The 15,483-nt window shown below is 60.7% G+C and carries 16 protein-coding genes and 1 pseudogene; 10 read left to right on the top strand and 7 right to left on the bottom strand.

The window, feature by feature from the left end:
• Positions 1–7: 7 nt before the first annotated feature.
• Genes dapF through lptM form a run of 3 tightly spaced genes read right to left on the bottom strand, consistent with a single transcriptional unit; the run spans position 8 to position 2,282 of the window.
• Positions 8–838: a diaminopimelate epimerase gene (gene dapF, locus EAH74_RS02055; protein WP_123365071.1), complete on the bottom strand. Its 831-nt coding sequence runs from the start codon at positions 836–838 to the stop codon at positions 8–10.
• 4 nt (positions 839–842) lie between these two features.
• Positions 843–2,090, bottom strand: a complete 1,248-nt coding sequence (lysA, locus tag EAH74_RS02050) for a diaminopimelate decarboxylase (RefSeq protein WP_046045084.1) — start codon at positions 2,088–2,090, stop codon at positions 843–845.
• A 9-nt stretch (positions 2,091–2,099) separates the two neighbouring features.
• Positions 2,100–2,282 (bottom strand): LPS translocon maturation chaperone LptM, encoded by a 183-nt coding sequence (gene lptM, locus EAH74_RS02045; protein ID WP_140675410.1) that lies wholly within the window; start codon positions 2,280–2,282, stop codon positions 2,100–2,102.
• 329 nt (positions 2,283–2,611) lie between these two features.
• On the opposite strand from lptM, the gene cyaY reads away from it, so the two are divergent.
• The 3 genes from cyaY (at position 2,612) to rnk (ending at position 3,762) form a co-directional block, all read left to right on the top strand.
• Positions 2,612–2,944, top strand: coding sequence for an iron donor protein CyaY (gene cyaY / locus EAH74_RS02035; RefSeq protein ID WP_123365072.1), 333 nt, complete (start codon positions 2,612–2,614; stop codon positions 2,942–2,944).
• 4 nt (positions 2,945–2,948) lie between these two features.
• Positions 2,949–3,167 (top strand): DUF1289 domain-containing protein, encoded by a 219-nt coding sequence (locus tag EAH74_RS02030; protein WP_140675407.1) that lies wholly within the window; start codon positions 2,949–2,951, stop codon positions 3,165–3,167.
• Positions 3,168–3,351: 184 nt separating this feature from the next.
• Positions 3,352–3,762 (top strand): nucleoside diphosphate kinase regulator, encoded by a 411-nt coding sequence (gene rnk, locus EAH74_RS02025; RefSeq protein ID WP_123365074.1) that lies wholly within the window; start codon positions 3,352–3,354, stop codon positions 3,760–3,762.
• 7 nt (positions 3,763–3,769) lie between these two features.
• Here rnk and EAH74_RS02020 read toward each other — a convergent pair whose 3' ends face one another.
• From EAH74_RS02020 to EAH74_RS02010, 3 genes are all read right to left on the bottom strand, one after another.
• Positions 3,770–6,616, bottom strand: a complete 2,847-nt coding sequence (locus EAH74_RS02020) for a class I adenylate cyclase (RefSeq protein ID WP_140675404.1) — start codon at positions 6,614–6,616, stop codon at positions 3,770–3,772.
• A gap of 204 nt (positions 6,617–6,820) precedes the next feature.
• Positions 6,821–7,066, bottom strand: coding sequence for a TIGR02647 family protein (locus EAH74_RS02015; protein ID WP_008150272.1), 246 nt, complete (start codon positions 7,064–7,066; stop codon positions 6,821–6,823).
• A gap of 279 nt (positions 7,067–7,345) precedes the next feature.
• Positions 7,346–7,642 carry a hypothetical protein gene (locus tag EAH74_RS02010; protein WP_046045090.1) on the bottom strand — a complete coding sequence of 99 codons (297 nt, stop codon included), beginning with the start codon at positions 7,640–7,642 and terminating at the stop codon, positions 7,346–7,348.
• A gap of 124 nt (positions 7,643–7,766) precedes the next feature.
• Here EAH74_RS02010 and EAH74_RS02005 point away from each other — a divergent pair, with 124 nt between their 5' ends.
• A complete protein-coding gene (locus EAH74_RS02005; protein WP_140675401.1) occupies positions 7,767–8,426 on the top strand; it encodes a glutathione S-transferase family protein in 660 nt (219 codons plus the stop codon).
• 102 nt (positions 8,427–8,528) lie between these two features.
• Here EAH74_RS02005 and argH read toward each other — a convergent pair whose 3' ends face one another.
• Positions 8,529–9,923, bottom strand: a complete 1,395-nt coding sequence (gene argH, locus EAH74_RS02000) for an argininosuccinate lyase (protein WP_140675398.1) — start codon at positions 9,921–9,923, stop codon at positions 8,529–8,531.
• Positions 9,924–10,065: 142 nt separating this feature from the next.
• On the opposite strand from argH, the pseudogene EAH74_RS33710 reads away from it, so the two are divergent.
• From EAH74_RS33710 to EAH74_RS01975, 6 genes and pseudogenes are all read left to right on the top strand, one after another.
• Positions 10,066–10,385, top strand: a pseudogene (locus EAH74_RS33710) (sensor histidine kinase); the annotation flags it as partial.
• Positions 10,382–11,128: a LytR/AlgR family response regulator transcription factor gene (locus EAH74_RS01995; protein ID WP_046045093.1), complete on the top strand. Its 747-nt coding sequence runs from the start codon at positions 10,382–10,384 to the stop codon at positions 11,126–11,128. The pseudogene EAH74_RS33710 and the gene EAH74_RS01995, both read left to right, overlap by 4 nt.
• A 137-nt stretch (positions 11,129–11,265) precedes the next feature.
• Positions 11,266–12,207 (top strand): hydroxymethylbilane synthase, encoded by a 942-nt coding sequence (hemC, locus tag EAH74_RS01990; RefSeq protein WP_008150280.1) that lies wholly within the window; start codon positions 11,266–11,268, stop codon positions 12,205–12,207.
• Positions 12,204–12,971, top strand: a complete 768-nt coding sequence (locus EAH74_RS01985) for a uroporphyrinogen-III synthase (protein WP_140675395.1) — start codon at positions 12,204–12,206, stop codon at positions 12,969–12,971. Before hemC ends, EAH74_RS01985 begins: the two co-directional genes overlap by 4 nt.
• Before the next feature lie 16 nt (positions 12,972–12,987).
• Positions 12,988–14,139 carry a uroporphyrinogen-III C-methyltransferase gene (locus EAH74_RS01980; protein WP_140675392.1) on the top strand — a complete coding sequence of 384 codons (1,152 nt, stop codon included), beginning with the start codon at positions 12,988–12,990 and terminating at the stop codon, positions 14,137–14,139.
• Entirely contained in the window at positions 14,136–15,374 is a 1,239-nt protein-coding gene (locus tag EAH74_RS01975) for a heme biosynthesis protein HemY (protein ID WP_140675389.1), read from the top strand. The genes EAH74_RS01980 and EAH74_RS01975 overlap by 4 nt, the downstream gene beginning before the upstream one ends.
• Positions 15,375–15,483 lie beyond the last annotated feature (109 nt).

Raw genomic sequence — 15,483 nt, 5'->3', positions numbered from 1 at the left:
GACTCTCTCAAAGACGCACTTGTCCTTCATAAACGCGCACTGCCGGACCGGTCATCATGACCGGTTGGCCAGGGCCTGCCCATTCAATGGACAGGCGCCCGCCGGGCAGGTCGATCAAAAGTGGCGAATCCATCCACCCCTGGCTGATCGCGGCCACTGCAGCAGCGCAAGCGCCTGTTCCGCAAGCCTGGGTTTCCCCGGCCCCGCGTTCCCAGACGCGCAACTGCGCACGGTTCCGGTCGATGACCTGGAGAAAACCGACATTGACCCGCGCCGGAAAGCGCGGATGGTTTTCGATTTTCGGCCCCAGTTCATGCACCGGTGCGTTGTTGATATCGCTGACCCGCAGCACGGCATGGGGGTTGCCCATGGACACGGCGGCCAGTTCGACCGCGGTGCCGTCGACGTCAACCTGATAACTCAGGGCCTGTTCCGGCGCGTCGAACGGAATGTCGGTCGGCACCAGGCGCGGTGCGCCCATGTTGACACCGATCTGCCCGTCGCTGCGGATATCCAGTTCGATGATGCCGCTTTTGGTCTCGACGCGGATCAGCCGTTTCGCGGTCAGGCGCTTGTCGAGCACGAAGCGCGCGAAACAGCGCGCACCGTTGCCGCACTGTTCCACTTCGGAGCCGTCGGCGTTGAAGATCCGGTAGCGGAAATCCACGTCCGGGTTGCTGGGCGCTTCGACGATCAGCAACTGGTCGAAACCGATACCCGTATGCCGATCGCCCCATTGCTTGGCGTGTTTGGGCAGGATGTGCGCATGCTGGCTGACCAGGTCGAGGACCATGAAGTCATTGCCCAGGCCGTGCATCTTGGTAAAACGCAGCAGCATGGTTTTACTCCGGCAGCAGGCTTTCGCCAGCAAACAACTCGGCTACCGTCTCACGGCGACGCACTTCAAATGCCTGATCACCGTCCACCAACACTTCAGCGGCACGGCCGCGGGTGTTGTAGTTGGAACTCATGACAAACCCGTAGGCACCAGCCGAATGCACGGCCAGCAGGTCGCCTTCTTCCAGGGCCAGCTCACGATCCTTGGCCAGGAAGTCGCCGGTCTCGCAGATCGGGCCGACGATGTCGTAGGCGCGAGCCGCGGTAGTGCGCGGGCGCACGGCGGTGACGTCCATCCAGGCTTGGTACAGCGCCGGGCGGATCAGGTCGTTCATGGCCGCGTCGACGATGGCGAAGTCTTTGTGTTCGGTGTGCTTGAGGTACTCGACCTGGGTCAGCAGCACGCCGGCGTTGGCGACGATAAAGCGGCCTGGCTCGAACACCAGCGCCAGGTCACGACCGTCGAGACGCTCGCGCACGGCTTTGATGTAGTCGGCAGCCAATGGCGGCTCTTCATCGCGATAACGCACGCCCAAACCACCACCGAGATCGATGTGGCGCAGGTAAATGCCACAGTCGCCGAGGCGGTCGACCAGGCCCAGCAGGCGGTCGAGGGCATCGATGAAGGGCGGAAGGGTGGTCAGTTGCGAACCGATGTGGCAATCGACACCGACCACTTCCAGGTTTGGCAGTTGGGCGGCGCGGATGTACACGTCTTCGGCGTCGGCGATGGCGATGCCGAACTTGTTCTCTTTAAGACCGGTAGAAATGTACGGATGGGTGCCGGCATCGACGTCCGGGTTCACGCGCAGCGAGATCGGCGCGCGAACGCCCAGCTCGGCGGCGACGACTTGCAGACGCTCCAGCTCATCGGTGGATTCGACGTTGAAGCAGTGCACGCCGACTTCCAGGGCACGACGCATGTCGTCACGGGTCTTGCCGACACCGGAGAAGACGATCTTGTCGGCGCTGCCGCCAGCGGCCAGTACACGTTCCAGCTCACCACGGGAGACGATGTCAAAACCGGCGCCCAGACGCGCCAGGACATTCAGTACACCCAGGTTGGAGTTGGCCTTGACCGCAAAGCAGACCAGGTGCGGCATGCCGGCCAGCGCATCGGCGTAAGCCAGGTACTGGGCTTCGATGTGCGCACGGGAGTAGACGTAGGTCGGTGTACCAAAGCGCTCGGCGATGGCCGACAGGGCAACACCTTCCGCGAACAGCTCGCCGTCACGGTAGTTAAAAGCGTCCATGGCGTTCCCTTATTGGTAGACGTCGTGCTTGTGTGCTTTCGACGGAGACTTCTGCGACGACTTGGCTTGCTCGGCAGGGTCCTGGCTATCGTCAGGCAGGTACAGCGGGCCTTTTTGACCACAGGCCGATAATAAGCTGACAAAAGCGACGAGCGAAGCGAGCGCAGCAAGGGAAGAGATCAGGCGCTTCATGGCGAAATCCTTGAAAATGCATTAATTGCGCCGGAGTATACCGGCCACCCGGCAGCTTGCCTATGCGACGGGGCTCCCGTCCGGCGGGGCTTGGGCCGATGCCGACTGGCCAAGTGCAAACCCTGTGGGAGCGAGCCTGCTCGCGAAGGCGGTGTGTCAGCCCACAACGATGTTGAATGTGCCGGCCTCTTCGCGAGCAGGCTCGCTCCCACAGGGCCTGCGTTTGATGTACCTATATCGGCGCTTGGTCGTTATCCTTTGCAATCACCGGGGCTCGCCCGTATCTTGCGGCGCTTGAGCGTGAGTAGACACTTTTTGAGGTTCCCGCAATGAGTTTGACTGAAGCCCGCTTCCACGATCTGGTCGATGCCACCCAGCAGACGCTGGAGGATATTTTTGACGAGTGTGACCTGGATATCGATCTGGAGAGCTCGGCCGGTGTGCTCACCGTCAAGTTCGAAAACGGCAGCCAGTTGATTTTCAGCCGTCAGGAACCGCTGCGGCAGCTGTGGTTGGCGGCCGTGTCCGGTGGTTTCCACTTCGATTACGACGAAGAGAGCGAGCGCTGGATGTGCGACAAGAGCGAAGAGCAGCTGGGCGAAATGCTCGAGCGCATCGTCAAGCTGCAAGCTGACGCCGAGCTCGATTTCGAAGGTCTGTGAGATCGTGACCCAGCTTGCCCCCGTTCGCCCGCCCAAACCGCTCTACAGCAATGTCAGCCCGGCGGTGGCTTCGCCGTGCAGCGGCGTGTGTCGGCTGGATGAGCAGAAGGTCTGCCTTGGGTGTTTTCGCCATGTCGAAGACATCCGCGAATGGCGCTCGGCCGATGACGATCGGCGTCGGGTTATCTGCGCCCAGGCGGCACAGCGCAAAGCCTTGCCATAAGGGCTTTTGTGGCAACCCCCTCTCCAAAAGGTCTGCGCCGGGCCGTGGTCACCCCTCACTTGTATATTTATTGAGCTGTGATAGTGTCGAGAAACGCCTCAACCCATCGAGGCTCGTGAAAACCCCGCCTTTTTCTGGCGGGGTTTTGCTTTTTCTGTGCAGAAGAAAGGAGTCTGCCCAAATCATGACCGCACCTTCAATTACCCTTACCCGTCTGGACGTGCAACGTCTGGAGCGCCTGATCGACAGCCTGGATGACACGCTGCCGGGCGTTATCGCGCTGCAAACCGAACTGGACCGCGCCGATACCCTGGTCGGTCACGACGAGGTGCCAGCCGATGTCGTGACCATGAACTCGCGTGTGCATTGCCGTGAAGAAATCAGCGGCAAGGACTATCACCTGACACTGGTTTACCCGAAGGAAGCCAATGCCGACGAAGGCAAAATTTCCATTCTTGCGCCAGTGGGCAGTGCTTTGCTCGGTATGAAGGTGGGTCAGCACATCGACTGGCCGGCTCCGGGTGGCAAGACCCTCAAACTGACTCTGCTGGAAGTCGAATCGCAGCCTGCCAATGGCGGCGCCTTCCCGGAATGACGTCCCCTCAGACCTGCTCGAGCGCCTCGTTCAATGCGCGCTCAAGGTCAGCCTTGTAGCGCAAATACAAAATGCTTGAACTCTGACCATCACCGAGCAGGCCCGACAGGTCCAGGTCGGTGATGTAGCAGCGATAGCGTTCGGTTTCACGGCGCTGCTCGACGATTTCCCGGGCGACCACGCTGAACAATCGGTCGCCATGTTCCAACTCTGAAAATTCCCGCTGATTGCAATACAACGTGACCTGCACCTGTCCCGGTGCGGCTTTGCCGACAATCGCCTGCACGTCGTAGAACGGTTTGTTGACCGGGGTTTGCGGCGCTGGCTGAGCTTCGACCCGACGCGCCCGTACGGGGCCGGAGGGCAGCAGTTGGTAATACAAGGTGTCCAGGCTCAGCGGCTGGGCGACGTCCATCGGCAGCAAGGCGTCGCGCCGGTACTGGATCGATTGCAGGAAACGTTGCAGCGGCACCAGCAGGCTTTGCTCGTCGTGGTAGGGCAAACGCTGCTGCCATAAGGCATTGAATTCATCCAGCACGTACAGGTCGGCGCGGTATTCGTTGATCCGGTAGAACACCTGAATGCAATCGGGCTGGCCCATCGGCAGGACCAGCGCCAGGTCGTGGTCTTCCAGTGCCATCGTGTCCAGGTGCAGCGGGCTGTAGCTTGCCAGCTCTTCGCCCAGGTAATCGACCAGTGCCGGCAGCGTGGCGAGGGCGACATGTTTGACCTGACCGGGCACCAGTTCCAACACGTGGTAGTGCTGCTGGACCTGAATCAGGTAGCGATGATTGAGTTTGCTCAACAGCAGGTTCTGCGCGGTATCGAGGATTTCTTCGACTCGCCGGGCGATGAACTGTGCGCGGTTGTGGCAGAAGCAACGAACCCGCAACGTGGGTTGTTGTAGCCCGTCGGGCAGGTTGTTGAGGTAATCGCGCACGCAGTCGAGCAGTGCGTGGGGGCCGTCGAAGCGGCTGACCAGCACTTCGTTCCAACTATTGAGCGTGACCTGATCCAGGGTCAGCACCAGGTTTTCCCGGACACCGGCGTAACTGAGGGAATCGGTGCGCTCGGTGGTCATCAGGATGTTCAGGTCGCGGTGGTGCTTGAGTGGATCGACGCCGACGTTCACCAGAATCAGCACTTCGCTCGGCACACTGGCGCGCAGTAACGGTTCTTCGGCGACGGTCGTCAGCGGTAGGACGATGCTCTGTTGCAGGCTGCCGAGCAGGTTGAACAGTTCGAACTCGCTCAGGTCGCTGGTGCCGGGATGCAAGGCCAGGCGAGTGCTGCTGTCGATCACGCCGTTGCGGTGACACCAGGTCAGCAGTTCCAGCAATTGGCGGCTGCGCTTGATCGGTGCGAAATGCTCCCATTCGAGGGCTGTCAGGCTGCCGTTGTACAAACCCCACTGAGTTTGACCCGATTCTTTTTTGTTCGGCGCGTGCACCAGCGTGAGGGTATCTTCGGCCAGATCCGGGGCGATGCCAGGGTTGATGAACTCGACCTTGTCGGCCTTGCGCTCGAAAGCTGCGTACAGCCGTCGACCCAGCACGTTGAGGTCGCGCTTGTTGATCAGGCTGACGGTCTGTTCGTTGCGGGCGAACTGGGTCAGGAAGCGATAGCTGTAATTGAGCTCATTGACCAAGGCCCTGCGTTCAGAGCCGACCTGGCGGACTTTCCATTGGCTGCGGCTATCGAGCAGGGCCAGTTGACGATGATCCCACTGCCATTCGTGGGCCAGGCGTTTGAGCAACGAGCGCTGCCAGCTCTGAGTGCGACTGCTGCTGCCGGTGAGTTTGCGATTGACCTTCAGGTACAACGCCCGCCGTACCAGCTCCAGCCGTTCCGGCTCGCCACGGGCGGTGAGGTATTCCTCGATGCGTCGGTAGACCACGACATACGGGTCCAGCTCGTCAAGGTCGAGCCGATTGGCAAACACCGCTTGCTTGAAGCGCAGGCTCAGGCAATGAACCTTGGGGTGTTCGCTGGCATAGACCTCGATCAGCAGCAGTTTGAGGACCGATTTGTACGGCGACTCGATGCCCTTGAATAACTGCCAGAGTCCGGCGCCGATGAACTCCCCCGGCGGGATATAGGCCAGATGCCCCAGGTCCAGGGTTTCGTCGGCACGGATGAAGCGCTTGGACATCAGGGTATGGGTGTAACGGTCGTAGCTCGCTTCTTCGTAGACCGGCACCAGCCACCAGACGGGCGTGCGTCCGGCCAGCCAGATCGCGGTGCGATAAAACTCGTCCAGCAGCAGATAGTGCTGGGTGGTGCCGCAGTCTTCCGAGCTCAGTTGCGTATCACGGTCGCCGCGTACGAAACGGGTCGGGTCGATCAGGAAGAAATGCGCCTCGGCGCCCTGGCTGGCAGCCCAGATTTCGAGGAGCTGGCATTTTTTGCGCAGTTCAGTGAGCTCGCTTTCGCTCAAGTCCGGCCCATGACAGACCCACACGTCCATGTCGCTCTGGTCGGCCTGGGCGAGGGTGCCGAGGCTGCCCATCAGGAACAGGCCGTGAATCGGTCGCGGCGGATTGCTGCCGTGGCGGGGCTTATAGGAAAACGAGCGGGTCAGGCGTTGGGCTTCGGCGAGGGCGTTGGCATCGGGTTCGTAATTCGACAGCCCGGCCGGCGTGCTGCCCGAAACGTACCCTGGCAACAGCGGATGATTGACGTGGAAAAACAGCGGCAACAAGGTCAGCACCGCTTGCTGGCGGGTCGACAACCCTTCCATGGCGCGGGCCATACGGCCTTCGTTGAGCTTCAGAAAACGTGCGCGCAGCTGGCTGAGAACCTTGCGGTCGATTCCCTCGTCCAGATCGGGGCGGATTTCATGGGTGCGGGTCATGTCAGCTCAAACCGGCTCGCGGGGCACAGACGTGGGTGTCTGCGAATGAGGGCAGTTTAGCGCCTCGGCTCCAGGACTTTTAAGCTGATTTTGTTTTTCTGGCGTCAGATTTTTATCGCGGGGCGACGGCAGGTAGCAGGCAGGTAACGAAATGTGCCCGCGGAAATCCCGAAGCAGGGGTTTCCGTGGGCGCTACGGTAATGCTCAGGCAGTTTCCCGGACGTTGAGAATGGTCAGAACGGTTTGCACATTTTGCGCGGCGTCACGACCCAGGCTGGTCAGATAACCACCATCTGGCTGGGTGATCAGTTCTTTGTCGAACAGTCTTTGGGCGGCGGCAATGGCTTTCGGGGCAGCGGTCTGATGAATTTTCAAACCTTCCTGGGAACTGTCCAGGTTGAAGAGTGCGAGGATTTCCAGTTCGGCAACCAACTCAGGGGTAAGCGACATAAGGACTCCAGACTTTCTAGGAATTGGACGACAGCGTCCCTAAGGTGATCCCACTCGGGCGGCATGTCCAGTGCTCGCGACAGGGTTTTTTCGCCTTGGGAAGCATTCCCCGGTGGGTGGTGCGGCAGCGGGGTGGTTACCAGTGTAGACAGGGTCTGGGGAAGGGCAGGAGAGATTGGTCACAAACTGTGTGGGAGCGGGTTTTTGTGGTTGTGGAGATTGCCTGTGGTGAGGATTTATCCCCTCACCACAGAAGCCCGCGCCCGAAACGGGGTTGGCTTATTTCTTTTCGGGCGGCAACTCTGGCAATGCACGCAGCGCGGCTTCATACCATTCAGTGTTGAACGCGCGGTCTTCTTCGAGGATTGCGTCGATTTCCACCGCCAGAACGTGGGCCATCAGGTTGAGGATTTCTTCACGCTCGTAACCCACCAGGGTCAGCTTGTTGAAGGTTGCCTTGGCGGCCGGTGGATTGTCGCTTTCGATCTGGTTTTCGATGGCTTCGACCAGGGTGTTTTCGGCGAACTCTTCTTCGTCGATGTCGTCGTTGTTGATGCCGGGGGTTGGCTCGCTCATGGCAGGCTCCTCAAGTTAAGGCGGCCAGTTTACCTGCATTCAGCGCTGTGATGCTGCTGGCAAGAAACGTCGCTGCGTTCTATAAAAGGCACCTGCCAACCCCGCACGGCCTGGAGGCTATGTGATGCTCAAGCTTTATGGATTCTCCGTCAGCAACTACTACAACATGGTCAAGCTGGCGCTGCTCGAGAAGGGACTGCCGTTTGAAGAGGTACTGTTTTACCCGGGCCCGAGCCCCGAGGCATTAGCCATCAGCCCGCGCGGGAAGGTGCCAGTGCTGGGTGTCGAACAGGGTTTCGTCAACGAAACCAGCGTGATTCTCGAATACCTCGAACACAGCCAGAAAGGCACGCCGCTGTTGCCGAGCGATCCCTTTGAGCGGTCGCAGGTCCTGGCGCTGGCCAAGGAAATCGAGCTGTACATCGAATTGCCGGGGCGTGCCTGCTACGCCGAAGCATTTTTCGGCATGACTGTGCCGGATGCGATCAAGGACAAGACCAAAGCCGAGTTGCTGCTGGGGTTTGCCTCACTGGGCAGGCACGGCAAGTTCGCCCCTTATGTGGCAGGTGACAGCCTGAGCATTGCGGATTTGTATTTCCTCTACAGCGTGCCGCTGGCCTGTGCGGTGGCGCAGAAGCTGTTTGACCTGGATTTGCTGGCTGAGATGCCGGCGGCCAAGGCGTTGCTGGAGCGTCTGGGGCAAAATCCGAATGTGCAGCGGATCGCAAAGGACAAGGACGCGGCAATGCCAGCGTTTTTGGCGATGGTCGCCGGCAAGAAGTAGGATTTACAGCGTCTTCAAGACCGCTTTCGCGAGCAGGCACGCTCCCACAGGGGAACGCATTCCAAATGTGGGAAGGAGCCTGCTCGCGAAGCTTTTAGCGTTTTAGCGACTGGCGAGCAATGCCTGGCCGCGAGCCACAGCCTTCTTGACCTGTGCCGGCGCAGTCCCGCCGATGTGGTCACGGGCATTCACCGAGCCTTCCAGGGTCAGCACGGCGAACACGTCCTGATCGATCTGGTCGCTGAACTTGCGCAACTCTTCCAGGCTCATTTCCGCCAGGTCTTTACCGCTTTCCACGCCGTACTTCACGGCATGGCCAACGATTTCGTGGCAGTCGCGGAACGGCAGGCCGCGGCGAACCAGGTAGTCGGCCAGGTCGGTGGCGGTGGAGAAACCGCGCAGGGCTGCTTCACGCATCATCGCGTGCTTGGGTTTGATTGCCGGGATCATGTCGGCAAAGGCCCGCAGCGAGTCGCGCAACGTGTCGGCGGCGTCGAACAGTGGCTCTTTATCTTCCTGGTTGTCCTTGTTGTAGGCCAGTGGCTGGCCTTTCATCAGGGTCAGCAGGCCCATCAGCGCGCCGAATACGCGGCCGGTCTTGCCGCGCACCAGCTCCGGGACGTCCGGGTTTTTCTTTTGCGGCATGATCGAGCTGCCGGTGCAGAAACGGTCCGGCAGATCGATGAACTGGAACTGCGCGCTGGTCCACAGCACCAGCTCTTCGGAGAAGCGCGACAGGTGCATCATCGCGATGCTCGCGGCCGAGCAAAACTCGATGGCGAAGTCACGATCGGACACGTTGTCCAGCGAGTTGCCACCCACGGCGTCGAAGCCCAGCAGTTGAGCGGTGAATTCGCGGTCGATCGGGTAGGTGGTACCGGCCAGTGCGGCGCTGCCCAGCGGCATGCGATTGGTACGTTTGCGGCAGTCGACCAGACGCTCGTAGTCTCGGCTAAGCATCTCGAACCAGGCCAGCATGTGGTGCCCGAAGGTCACCGGCTGCGCGGTTTGCAGGTGAGTGAAGCCCGGCATGATGCTGCCGGATTCGCGCTCGGCCTGCTCCAGCAAGCCTTTTTGCAGGCGGGTGATTTCGCTCAGGATCAGGTCGATCTCGTCACGCAGCCACAGGCGGATGTCGGTGGCGACCTGGTCGTTACGGCTGCGGCCGGTGTGCAGCTTTTTACCGGTGACGCCGATGCGGTCGGTCAGACGCGCCTCGATGTTCATGTGTACGTCTTCGAGGTCGATGCGCCAGTCGAACTGGCCGGCCTCGATTTCACCCTGGATGGTCTTCAGGCCATCAGTGATGCTGTCGCGCTCGGCATCGGTCAGCACGCCGACCTTGGCCAGCATCGTGGCGTGAGCGATCGAGCCCATGATGTCGTGGCGATACAGGCGCTGGTCGAAAGTGACGGAGGCGGTGAAGCGGGCGACGAAGGCGTCGACGGGTTCACTGAAGCGGCCGCCCCAGGACTGATTGGTCTTGTCAGTGCTCATGAATTCGCTCGTGTCGGCTGAAGAAAGATGGCGTAGAAAGCTGTCGCGGATAATAACAGGGTTGCCAATGCTGTCGCTGACACTGGTCGAGACGTTTTTTTCTCATGCGCAAGTCCATACTCACGTCAACGCGAGGGGATTTGCGCAACGATATTTTTCAATTGAGCAATATCGTGCCGGCAACCGTCTACAGTTGGACAGTAGGATCAGCGCACTTCCAGACGCTGCAGCTGACTATAAGAAGAGGGGGTGTTCATATTGTGTATCAACAAACCCTGCGGCGATGCCTCGCCAACGCGGGCCTGGGCCGCCAAACGCACGACAGATGAAAATTTAACCGTCGGTCGGGCGGCACTTTTTGGCCCTCGCGCTAGTCTTAGCGTGGATCGCGGTGACGGACGTCACTTCACCTGTCTACGCTATCCTTGTGCGAGACTCACGCAGGAATCCAGCGCAATATGAATGTCCTGATCGTTGATGACGAACCCCTTGCCCGCGAGCGCCTGAGCCGAATGGTTGGCGAACTTGAGGGATACAGTGTCCTGGAGCCTAGCGCCACGAACGGCGATGAGGCGTTGGCTCTGATCGACAGCCACAAACCCGATATCGTGCTGCTCGATATCGGCATGCCGGGCCTCGATGGCCTGCAAGTGGCTGCGCGATTGTGCGAACGCGAAACCCCGCCCGCCGTGGTGTTTTGCACAGGGCCCGATGAATTTGCCGTGGAAGCCTTACAGGCCAGCGCCGTAGGCTATCTGGTGAAACCTGTGCGTACAGAACAATTACATGAAGCGTTGAAAAAAGCCGAGCGGCCCAATCGCGTCCAGCTCGCGGCCCTGACCCGTCCCGCCGCCGAAAGTGGCAGCGGCCCGCGCAGCCACATCAGCGCCCGTACCCGTAAAGGTATCGAACTGATCCCGCTGGGTCAGGTGGTCTACTTCATTGCGGATCACAAATACGTGACCTTGCGCCACGAAGGCGGCGAAGTGCTGCTGGATGAGCCGCTCAAGGCCCTTGAAGATGAATTTGGCGACCGCTTCGTGCGAATCCACCGCAATGCGCTGGTCGCCCGCGAACGCATCGAACGCCTGCAACGCACGCCTCTGGGGCATTTTCAGCTGTTCCTCAAAGGCTTGAACGGCGACGCCCTGATCGTCAGCCGACGGCATGTGGCCGGCGTGCGCAAGATGATGCAACAGCTTTAATCCGCCAATTACGGGCGGGTTTCATCCCGTTTGCTGGATGTCTGAGGCCAGGGAGGCCACGCGTTTTCTGATACAAGTCAAAGTGGATTTGGTTGAGCTGTTATTATCCGCCGTATCTATTCAGTACGGATTGATCCATGTCCTCTCGCGAAATCCGCATCGCCACCCGTAAAAGTGCACTCGCCCTGTGGCAGGCCGAATACGTCAAAGCCCGTCTGGAAGAAGCCCATCCGGGTCTGCTCGTGACGTTGGTGCCCATGGTCAGTCGCGGTGACAAGTTGCTCGACTCGCCACTGTCGAAAATCGGCGGCAAGGGCCTGTTCGTCAAAGAACTGGAAACCGCGCTGCTGGAAAACGAAGCCGACATCGCGGTGCACTCGATGAAAGACGTGCCGATGGACTTCCCTGAAGGCCTCGGTCTGTTTTGCATCTGCGAGCGCGAAGACCCGCGTGATGCCTTCGTTTCCAATACCTACGCCAGCCTGGACGAATTGCCGCAAGGCAGCATCGTCGGCACCTCCAGCCTGCGCCGTCAGGCCCAGTTGCTGACCCGTCGTCCGGACCTGGAAATTCGCTTCCTGCGCGGCAACGTCAACACGCGCCTGGCCAAGCTCGATGCCGGCGAATACGACGCCATTATCCTCGCCGCCGCCGGCCTGATTCGCCTGGGCTTTGAAGATCGGATTACCTCGGCCATCAGCGTCGACGACAGTCTGCCGGCCGGTGGCCAAGGCGCGGTGGGTATCGAATGCCGCAGCGTCGACAGCGAAATTCACGCGCTGTTGGCACCGCTGCACCATCAGGACACCGCCACCCGCGTGACCGCCGAACGTGCTCTCAACAAACATTTGAATGGCGGCTGCCAAGTGCCGATCGCCTGCTATGCCGTGCTTGAAGGCGAGCAGATATGGTTGCGTGGTCTTGTCGGTGATCCGAACGGCGGTCTGCTGCTCAGCGCCGAGGCTCGTGCGCCACGTAGCGATGCCGAAGCCTTGGGCGTGCAAGTGGCTGAAGACCTGCTGAGTCAAGGCGCCAACGACATTCTGAAAGCAGTTTACGGCGAGGCAGGTCACGAGTGACGGGCTGGCGCCTGCTGCTGACGCGTCCCGCGGATGAGTCGGTGGCGCTGAGCAGTCTTTTGGCCGAAAAGGGGATTTTCAGCAGCAGTTTGCCGCTTTTGGAGATCGAGCCGATTCCAGCCTCTGACACAATGCGCGACGTGATTCAGGGGCTGGGTCGCTATTGCGCGGTGATCGTGGTCAGTAAACCGGCCGCCAGAATTGCTGTGGATCTGCTCGACAGGTATCGGCCGCAACCCCCTCGTTTGAAGTGGTTCAGCGTGGGGGCAGCCACCGCGCAGATCCTCGAGGATCGCGGGTTGGACATCAGCTTTCCGGTGGATGGCGATGACAGCGAAGCCTTGCTTGAACTTCCTCAGTTGCGCGAGGCAATCGCGCGGCCCGGTCCACGCGTGCTGATCATGCGCGGGGAGGGCGGGCGCGAGTTGCTGGCTGAGCGTTTGCGCGAGCTTGGTGCTAGTGTCGAGTATCTGGAGTTGTACCGCCGCGACCTGCCGCAATACCCGCCGGCAGCGCTGCCTGACCTGATCGAAGCGGAACGCTTGAACGGGCTGGTGGTCAGCAGTGGACAGGGTTTTGAGCACCTGCATCAATTGGCCGGCGATGCCTGGCCGCAATTGGCGCGGTTGCCGTTGTTTGTTCCAAGCCCCCGGGTCGCCGAGCTGGCACGTGCCGCCGGGGCCCAAACAGTTGTGGATTGTCGTGGCGCCAGTGCCGCGGCTTTGCTGACGGCGTTACGGGAGCATCCCGGACCCGTTCTCTAATGCAAAGGATGGATACGTGAGCGAAACAGCCTTGCCTAAAGATGACGTCCAGCCAGTGCTCGATGCACCGGTTGAAGCACCGGTTGAAACAGGGTCTGCTGCAGTGCAGCGCCGAGGCAATGGGCTGGCAATCGTCGCGCTGCTGCTGGGCGCTGCCGGTGTCGCCGTGGGCGGTTGGGGAGTCTGGCAGGTGCGTCACCTGCAAGCCAATACTCAGCAACAGTTGAGTCAGGTCCAGGCATTGAACGATCAGGCGCAGGACCTGAAGCTCAATGAACAACGCCTGACTGCCCGCCTGGAACAAATGCCTGCCGCCGACGAGCTCGATGCACGCAGTCGTTTGGTCACTCAACTTCAAGGCGATCAGCAACGCTTGAATCAACGTCTGGAAACGGTTCTCGGCGCCAGCCGCAAGGATTGGCGTCTGGCCGAGGCCGAGCACCTGTTGCGCCTGGCCAGCTTGCGTCTTTCCGCGTTGCAGGACATCAGCAGTGCCCAGGCTTTGGTGCAGGGCGCCGATGAAATTCTGCGCGAACAGAACGATCCGGGTTCCTTTGCCGCTCGCGAGCAAGTGGCCAAAACGCTGGTGGCATTGCGTAGCACCCAACAGCCGGATCGCACCGGTCTGTTCCTTCGACTGGGGGCGCTGCGCGATCAGGTAATCAGCCTCACCGAGCTGGCACCCGAGTACAAGGACCGTGGTGAATCCCTGTTGGGGCTCACCGCCGATGGCGACGGCGCCAGTCGTTGGGCGCAATGGTGGGATCAGGTCTCGCGCTACATCCGCATCGACTTTAACGCCGACAAGAATGTGCGTCCGTTGCTGGCCGGGCAGAGCCTGAGCCAGGTGCGCCTGGCCCTGAGCCTGGCGCTGGAGCAGGCGCAATGGGCCGCGCTCAATGGCCAGGCCGTGGTTTATACCCAGGCGCTGGCCGAAGCGCGGGACGTGCTCAAGGGCAACTTCAACCCGGACAATCCTCAGAGCAAAGTGATGCTTGAGCAGGTTGGCGAGTTGAGCAAGCAACCGGTCACCGTCGTCACGCCAGACCTGACCGGCACGCTGAGTGCGGTTCAGGGGTATCTGGAGCGGCGTAATGTCAACGCCGAGGACTCGATCAAACCGATGGCCAAACCTGCCGCGGACACGGCTCAGGAGGCGACGCCATGAAACGCCTCTATGTAATCGTGTTCCTGGTGATTGCCGCTGCTGCTGCGCTGGGGCTGGCGATTGCCGAGCATTCCGGTTACGTGCTGATCGCCTATAAAAGCTTCCGTTACGAATCGAGCCTGTGGGCAACCCTGGCGTTGGTCGCCGTGCTCTGGCTGGTGTTCTGGGGCATCAAGGCGTTGATCGAATTGGTGACGACCTCCAGCGGCGTGGTCAATCCCTGGTCGCGGCGCAATCGCAGTCGCCGTGTGCAGGTGGCGATTGAGCACGGTCAGCTGGATCTGGCCGAAGGTCGCTGGGCCAGTGCGCAGCGCCATCTGCATCGGGCTGCGGAAGCCGAGCGCCAGCCTCTGCTTTACTACCTCGGCGCTGCCCGGGCCGCGAACGAACAAGGTCAATATGAGGAAAGCGACAACCTGCTGGAGCGCGCTCTAGAGCGACAACCCCAGGCAGAGTTGGCGATTGCCCTGAGCCACGCGCAATTGCAGACTGACCGCGGCGATACCGAAGGCGCCCTGGTGACCCTGCAGGCCATGCACGAACGTCATCCTCATAACGTCCAGACCTTGCGCCAGTTACAGCGCTTGTACCAACAGCGGGGCGAATGGTCGGCGGTGATTCGTCTGCTGCCGGAGCTACGCAAGGACAAAGTCCTGCCACCGGCCGAGCTGGCCGAACTGGAACGCCGGGCCTGGGGTGAGAACCTGTCCCTGGCGGCGCATCAGGAAGAAGACGGGACGGTCGGCTTGCAAGCGCTCAATCGCGCCTGGCAGCAGTTGACCTCAGCTCAACGTCAGGAGCCGCAACTGGTGCTCGCTTATGCCGAGCAGCTTCGGCAACTGGGTGCTCAGGTCGAGGCCGAAGAGATCCTGCGAACGGCGCTCAAGCGCAACTACGACAGTCATCTGGCGCGCCTCTACGGACTCGTTCGCGGTAGCGATCCGGCACGTCAACTGCACACCGCCGAGGGCTGGCTCAAGGATCATCCGGCCGATCCGAGCCTGCTGCTGACTCTGGGGCGCTTGTGTCTGCAAAGCAGCCTTTGGGGCAAGGCCCGGGATTATCTGGAAAGCAGCTTGCGGGTGCAGCGCAACCCGGAAGCCTGCGCGGAACTGGCGCGGCTGCTGGCGCAGCTGGGTGACACCGAGCGCAGCAATCAGTTGTTCCAGGAGGGCTTGGGCTTGTTGGACGAGCGCTTGCTGGCGGCACCGTTGCCGGTTCCTGTTCACGCTTGAAGAGTGGATGACGGGTCGCTCGAAGGAGCGATCCAGTTGCCTGCAAACTGTCGGGATTTTACCTTTGTAGTCCGTCAGCGGCAGAGTCCTACAGAGGACTACACCTAAT

Source organism: Pseudomonas mandelii, assembly GCF_006438925.1.
GTDB classification, from domain to species: Bacteria; Pseudomonadota; Gammaproteobacteria; order Pseudomonadales; family Pseudomonadaceae; genus Aquipseudomonas; species Aquipseudomonas mandelii_C.
The sequence above is the reverse complement of the archived record's forward strand: the minus strand, read 5'-3'. Positions and strand labels throughout refer to the sequence as shown.

Coding starts and splice junctions, on each gene's coding strand:
- EAH74_RS02015 (WP_008150272.1), bottom strand. CDS start 7,066: ATGTCGCTTACCCCTGAGTTGGTTGCCGAACTGGAAATCCTCGCACTC.
- EAH74_RS01975 (WP_140675389.1), top strand. CDS start 14,136: ATGAAACGCCTCTATGTAATCGTGTTCCTGGTGATTGCCGCTGCTGCT.
- EAH74_RS02020 (WP_140675404.1), bottom strand. CDS start 6,616: ATGACCCGCACCCATGAAATCCGCCCCGATCTGGACGAGGGAATCGAC.
- rnk (WP_123365074.1), top strand. CDS start 3,352: ATGACCGCACCTTCAATTACCCTTACCCGTCTGGACGTGCAACGTCTG.
- hemC (WP_008150280.1), top strand. CDS start 11,266: ATGTCCTCTCGCGAAATCCGCATCGCCACCCGTAAAAGTGCACTCGCC.
- EAH74_RS02010 (WP_046045090.1), bottom strand. CDS start 7,642: ATGAGCGAGCCAACCCCCGGCATCAACAACGACGACATCGACGAAGAA.
- dapF (WP_123365071.1), bottom strand. CDS start 838: ATGCTGCTGCGTTTTACCAAGATGCACGGCCTGGGCAATGACTTCATG.
- EAH74_RS02005 (WP_140675401.1), top strand. CDS start 7,767: ATGCTCAAGCTTTATGGATTCTCCGTCAGCAACTACTACAACATGGTC.
- EAH74_RS01995 (WP_046045093.1), top strand. CDS start 10,382: ATGAATGTCCTGATCGTTGATGACGAACCCCTTGCCCGCGAGCGCCTG.
- cyaY (WP_123365072.1), top strand. CDS start 2,612: ATGAGTTTGACTGAAGCCCGCTTCCACGATCTGGTCGATGCCACCCAG.
- lysA (WP_046045084.1), bottom strand. CDS start 2,090: ATGGACGCTTTTAACTACCGTGACGGCGAGCTGTTCGCGGAAGGTGTT.
- lptM (WP_140675410.1), bottom strand. CDS start 2,282: ATGAAGCGCCTGATCTCTTCCCTTGCTGCGCTCGCTTCGCTCGTCGCT.
- argH (WP_140675398.1), bottom strand. CDS start 9,923: ATGAGCACTGACAAGACCAATCAGTCCTGGGGCGGCCGCTTCAGTGAA.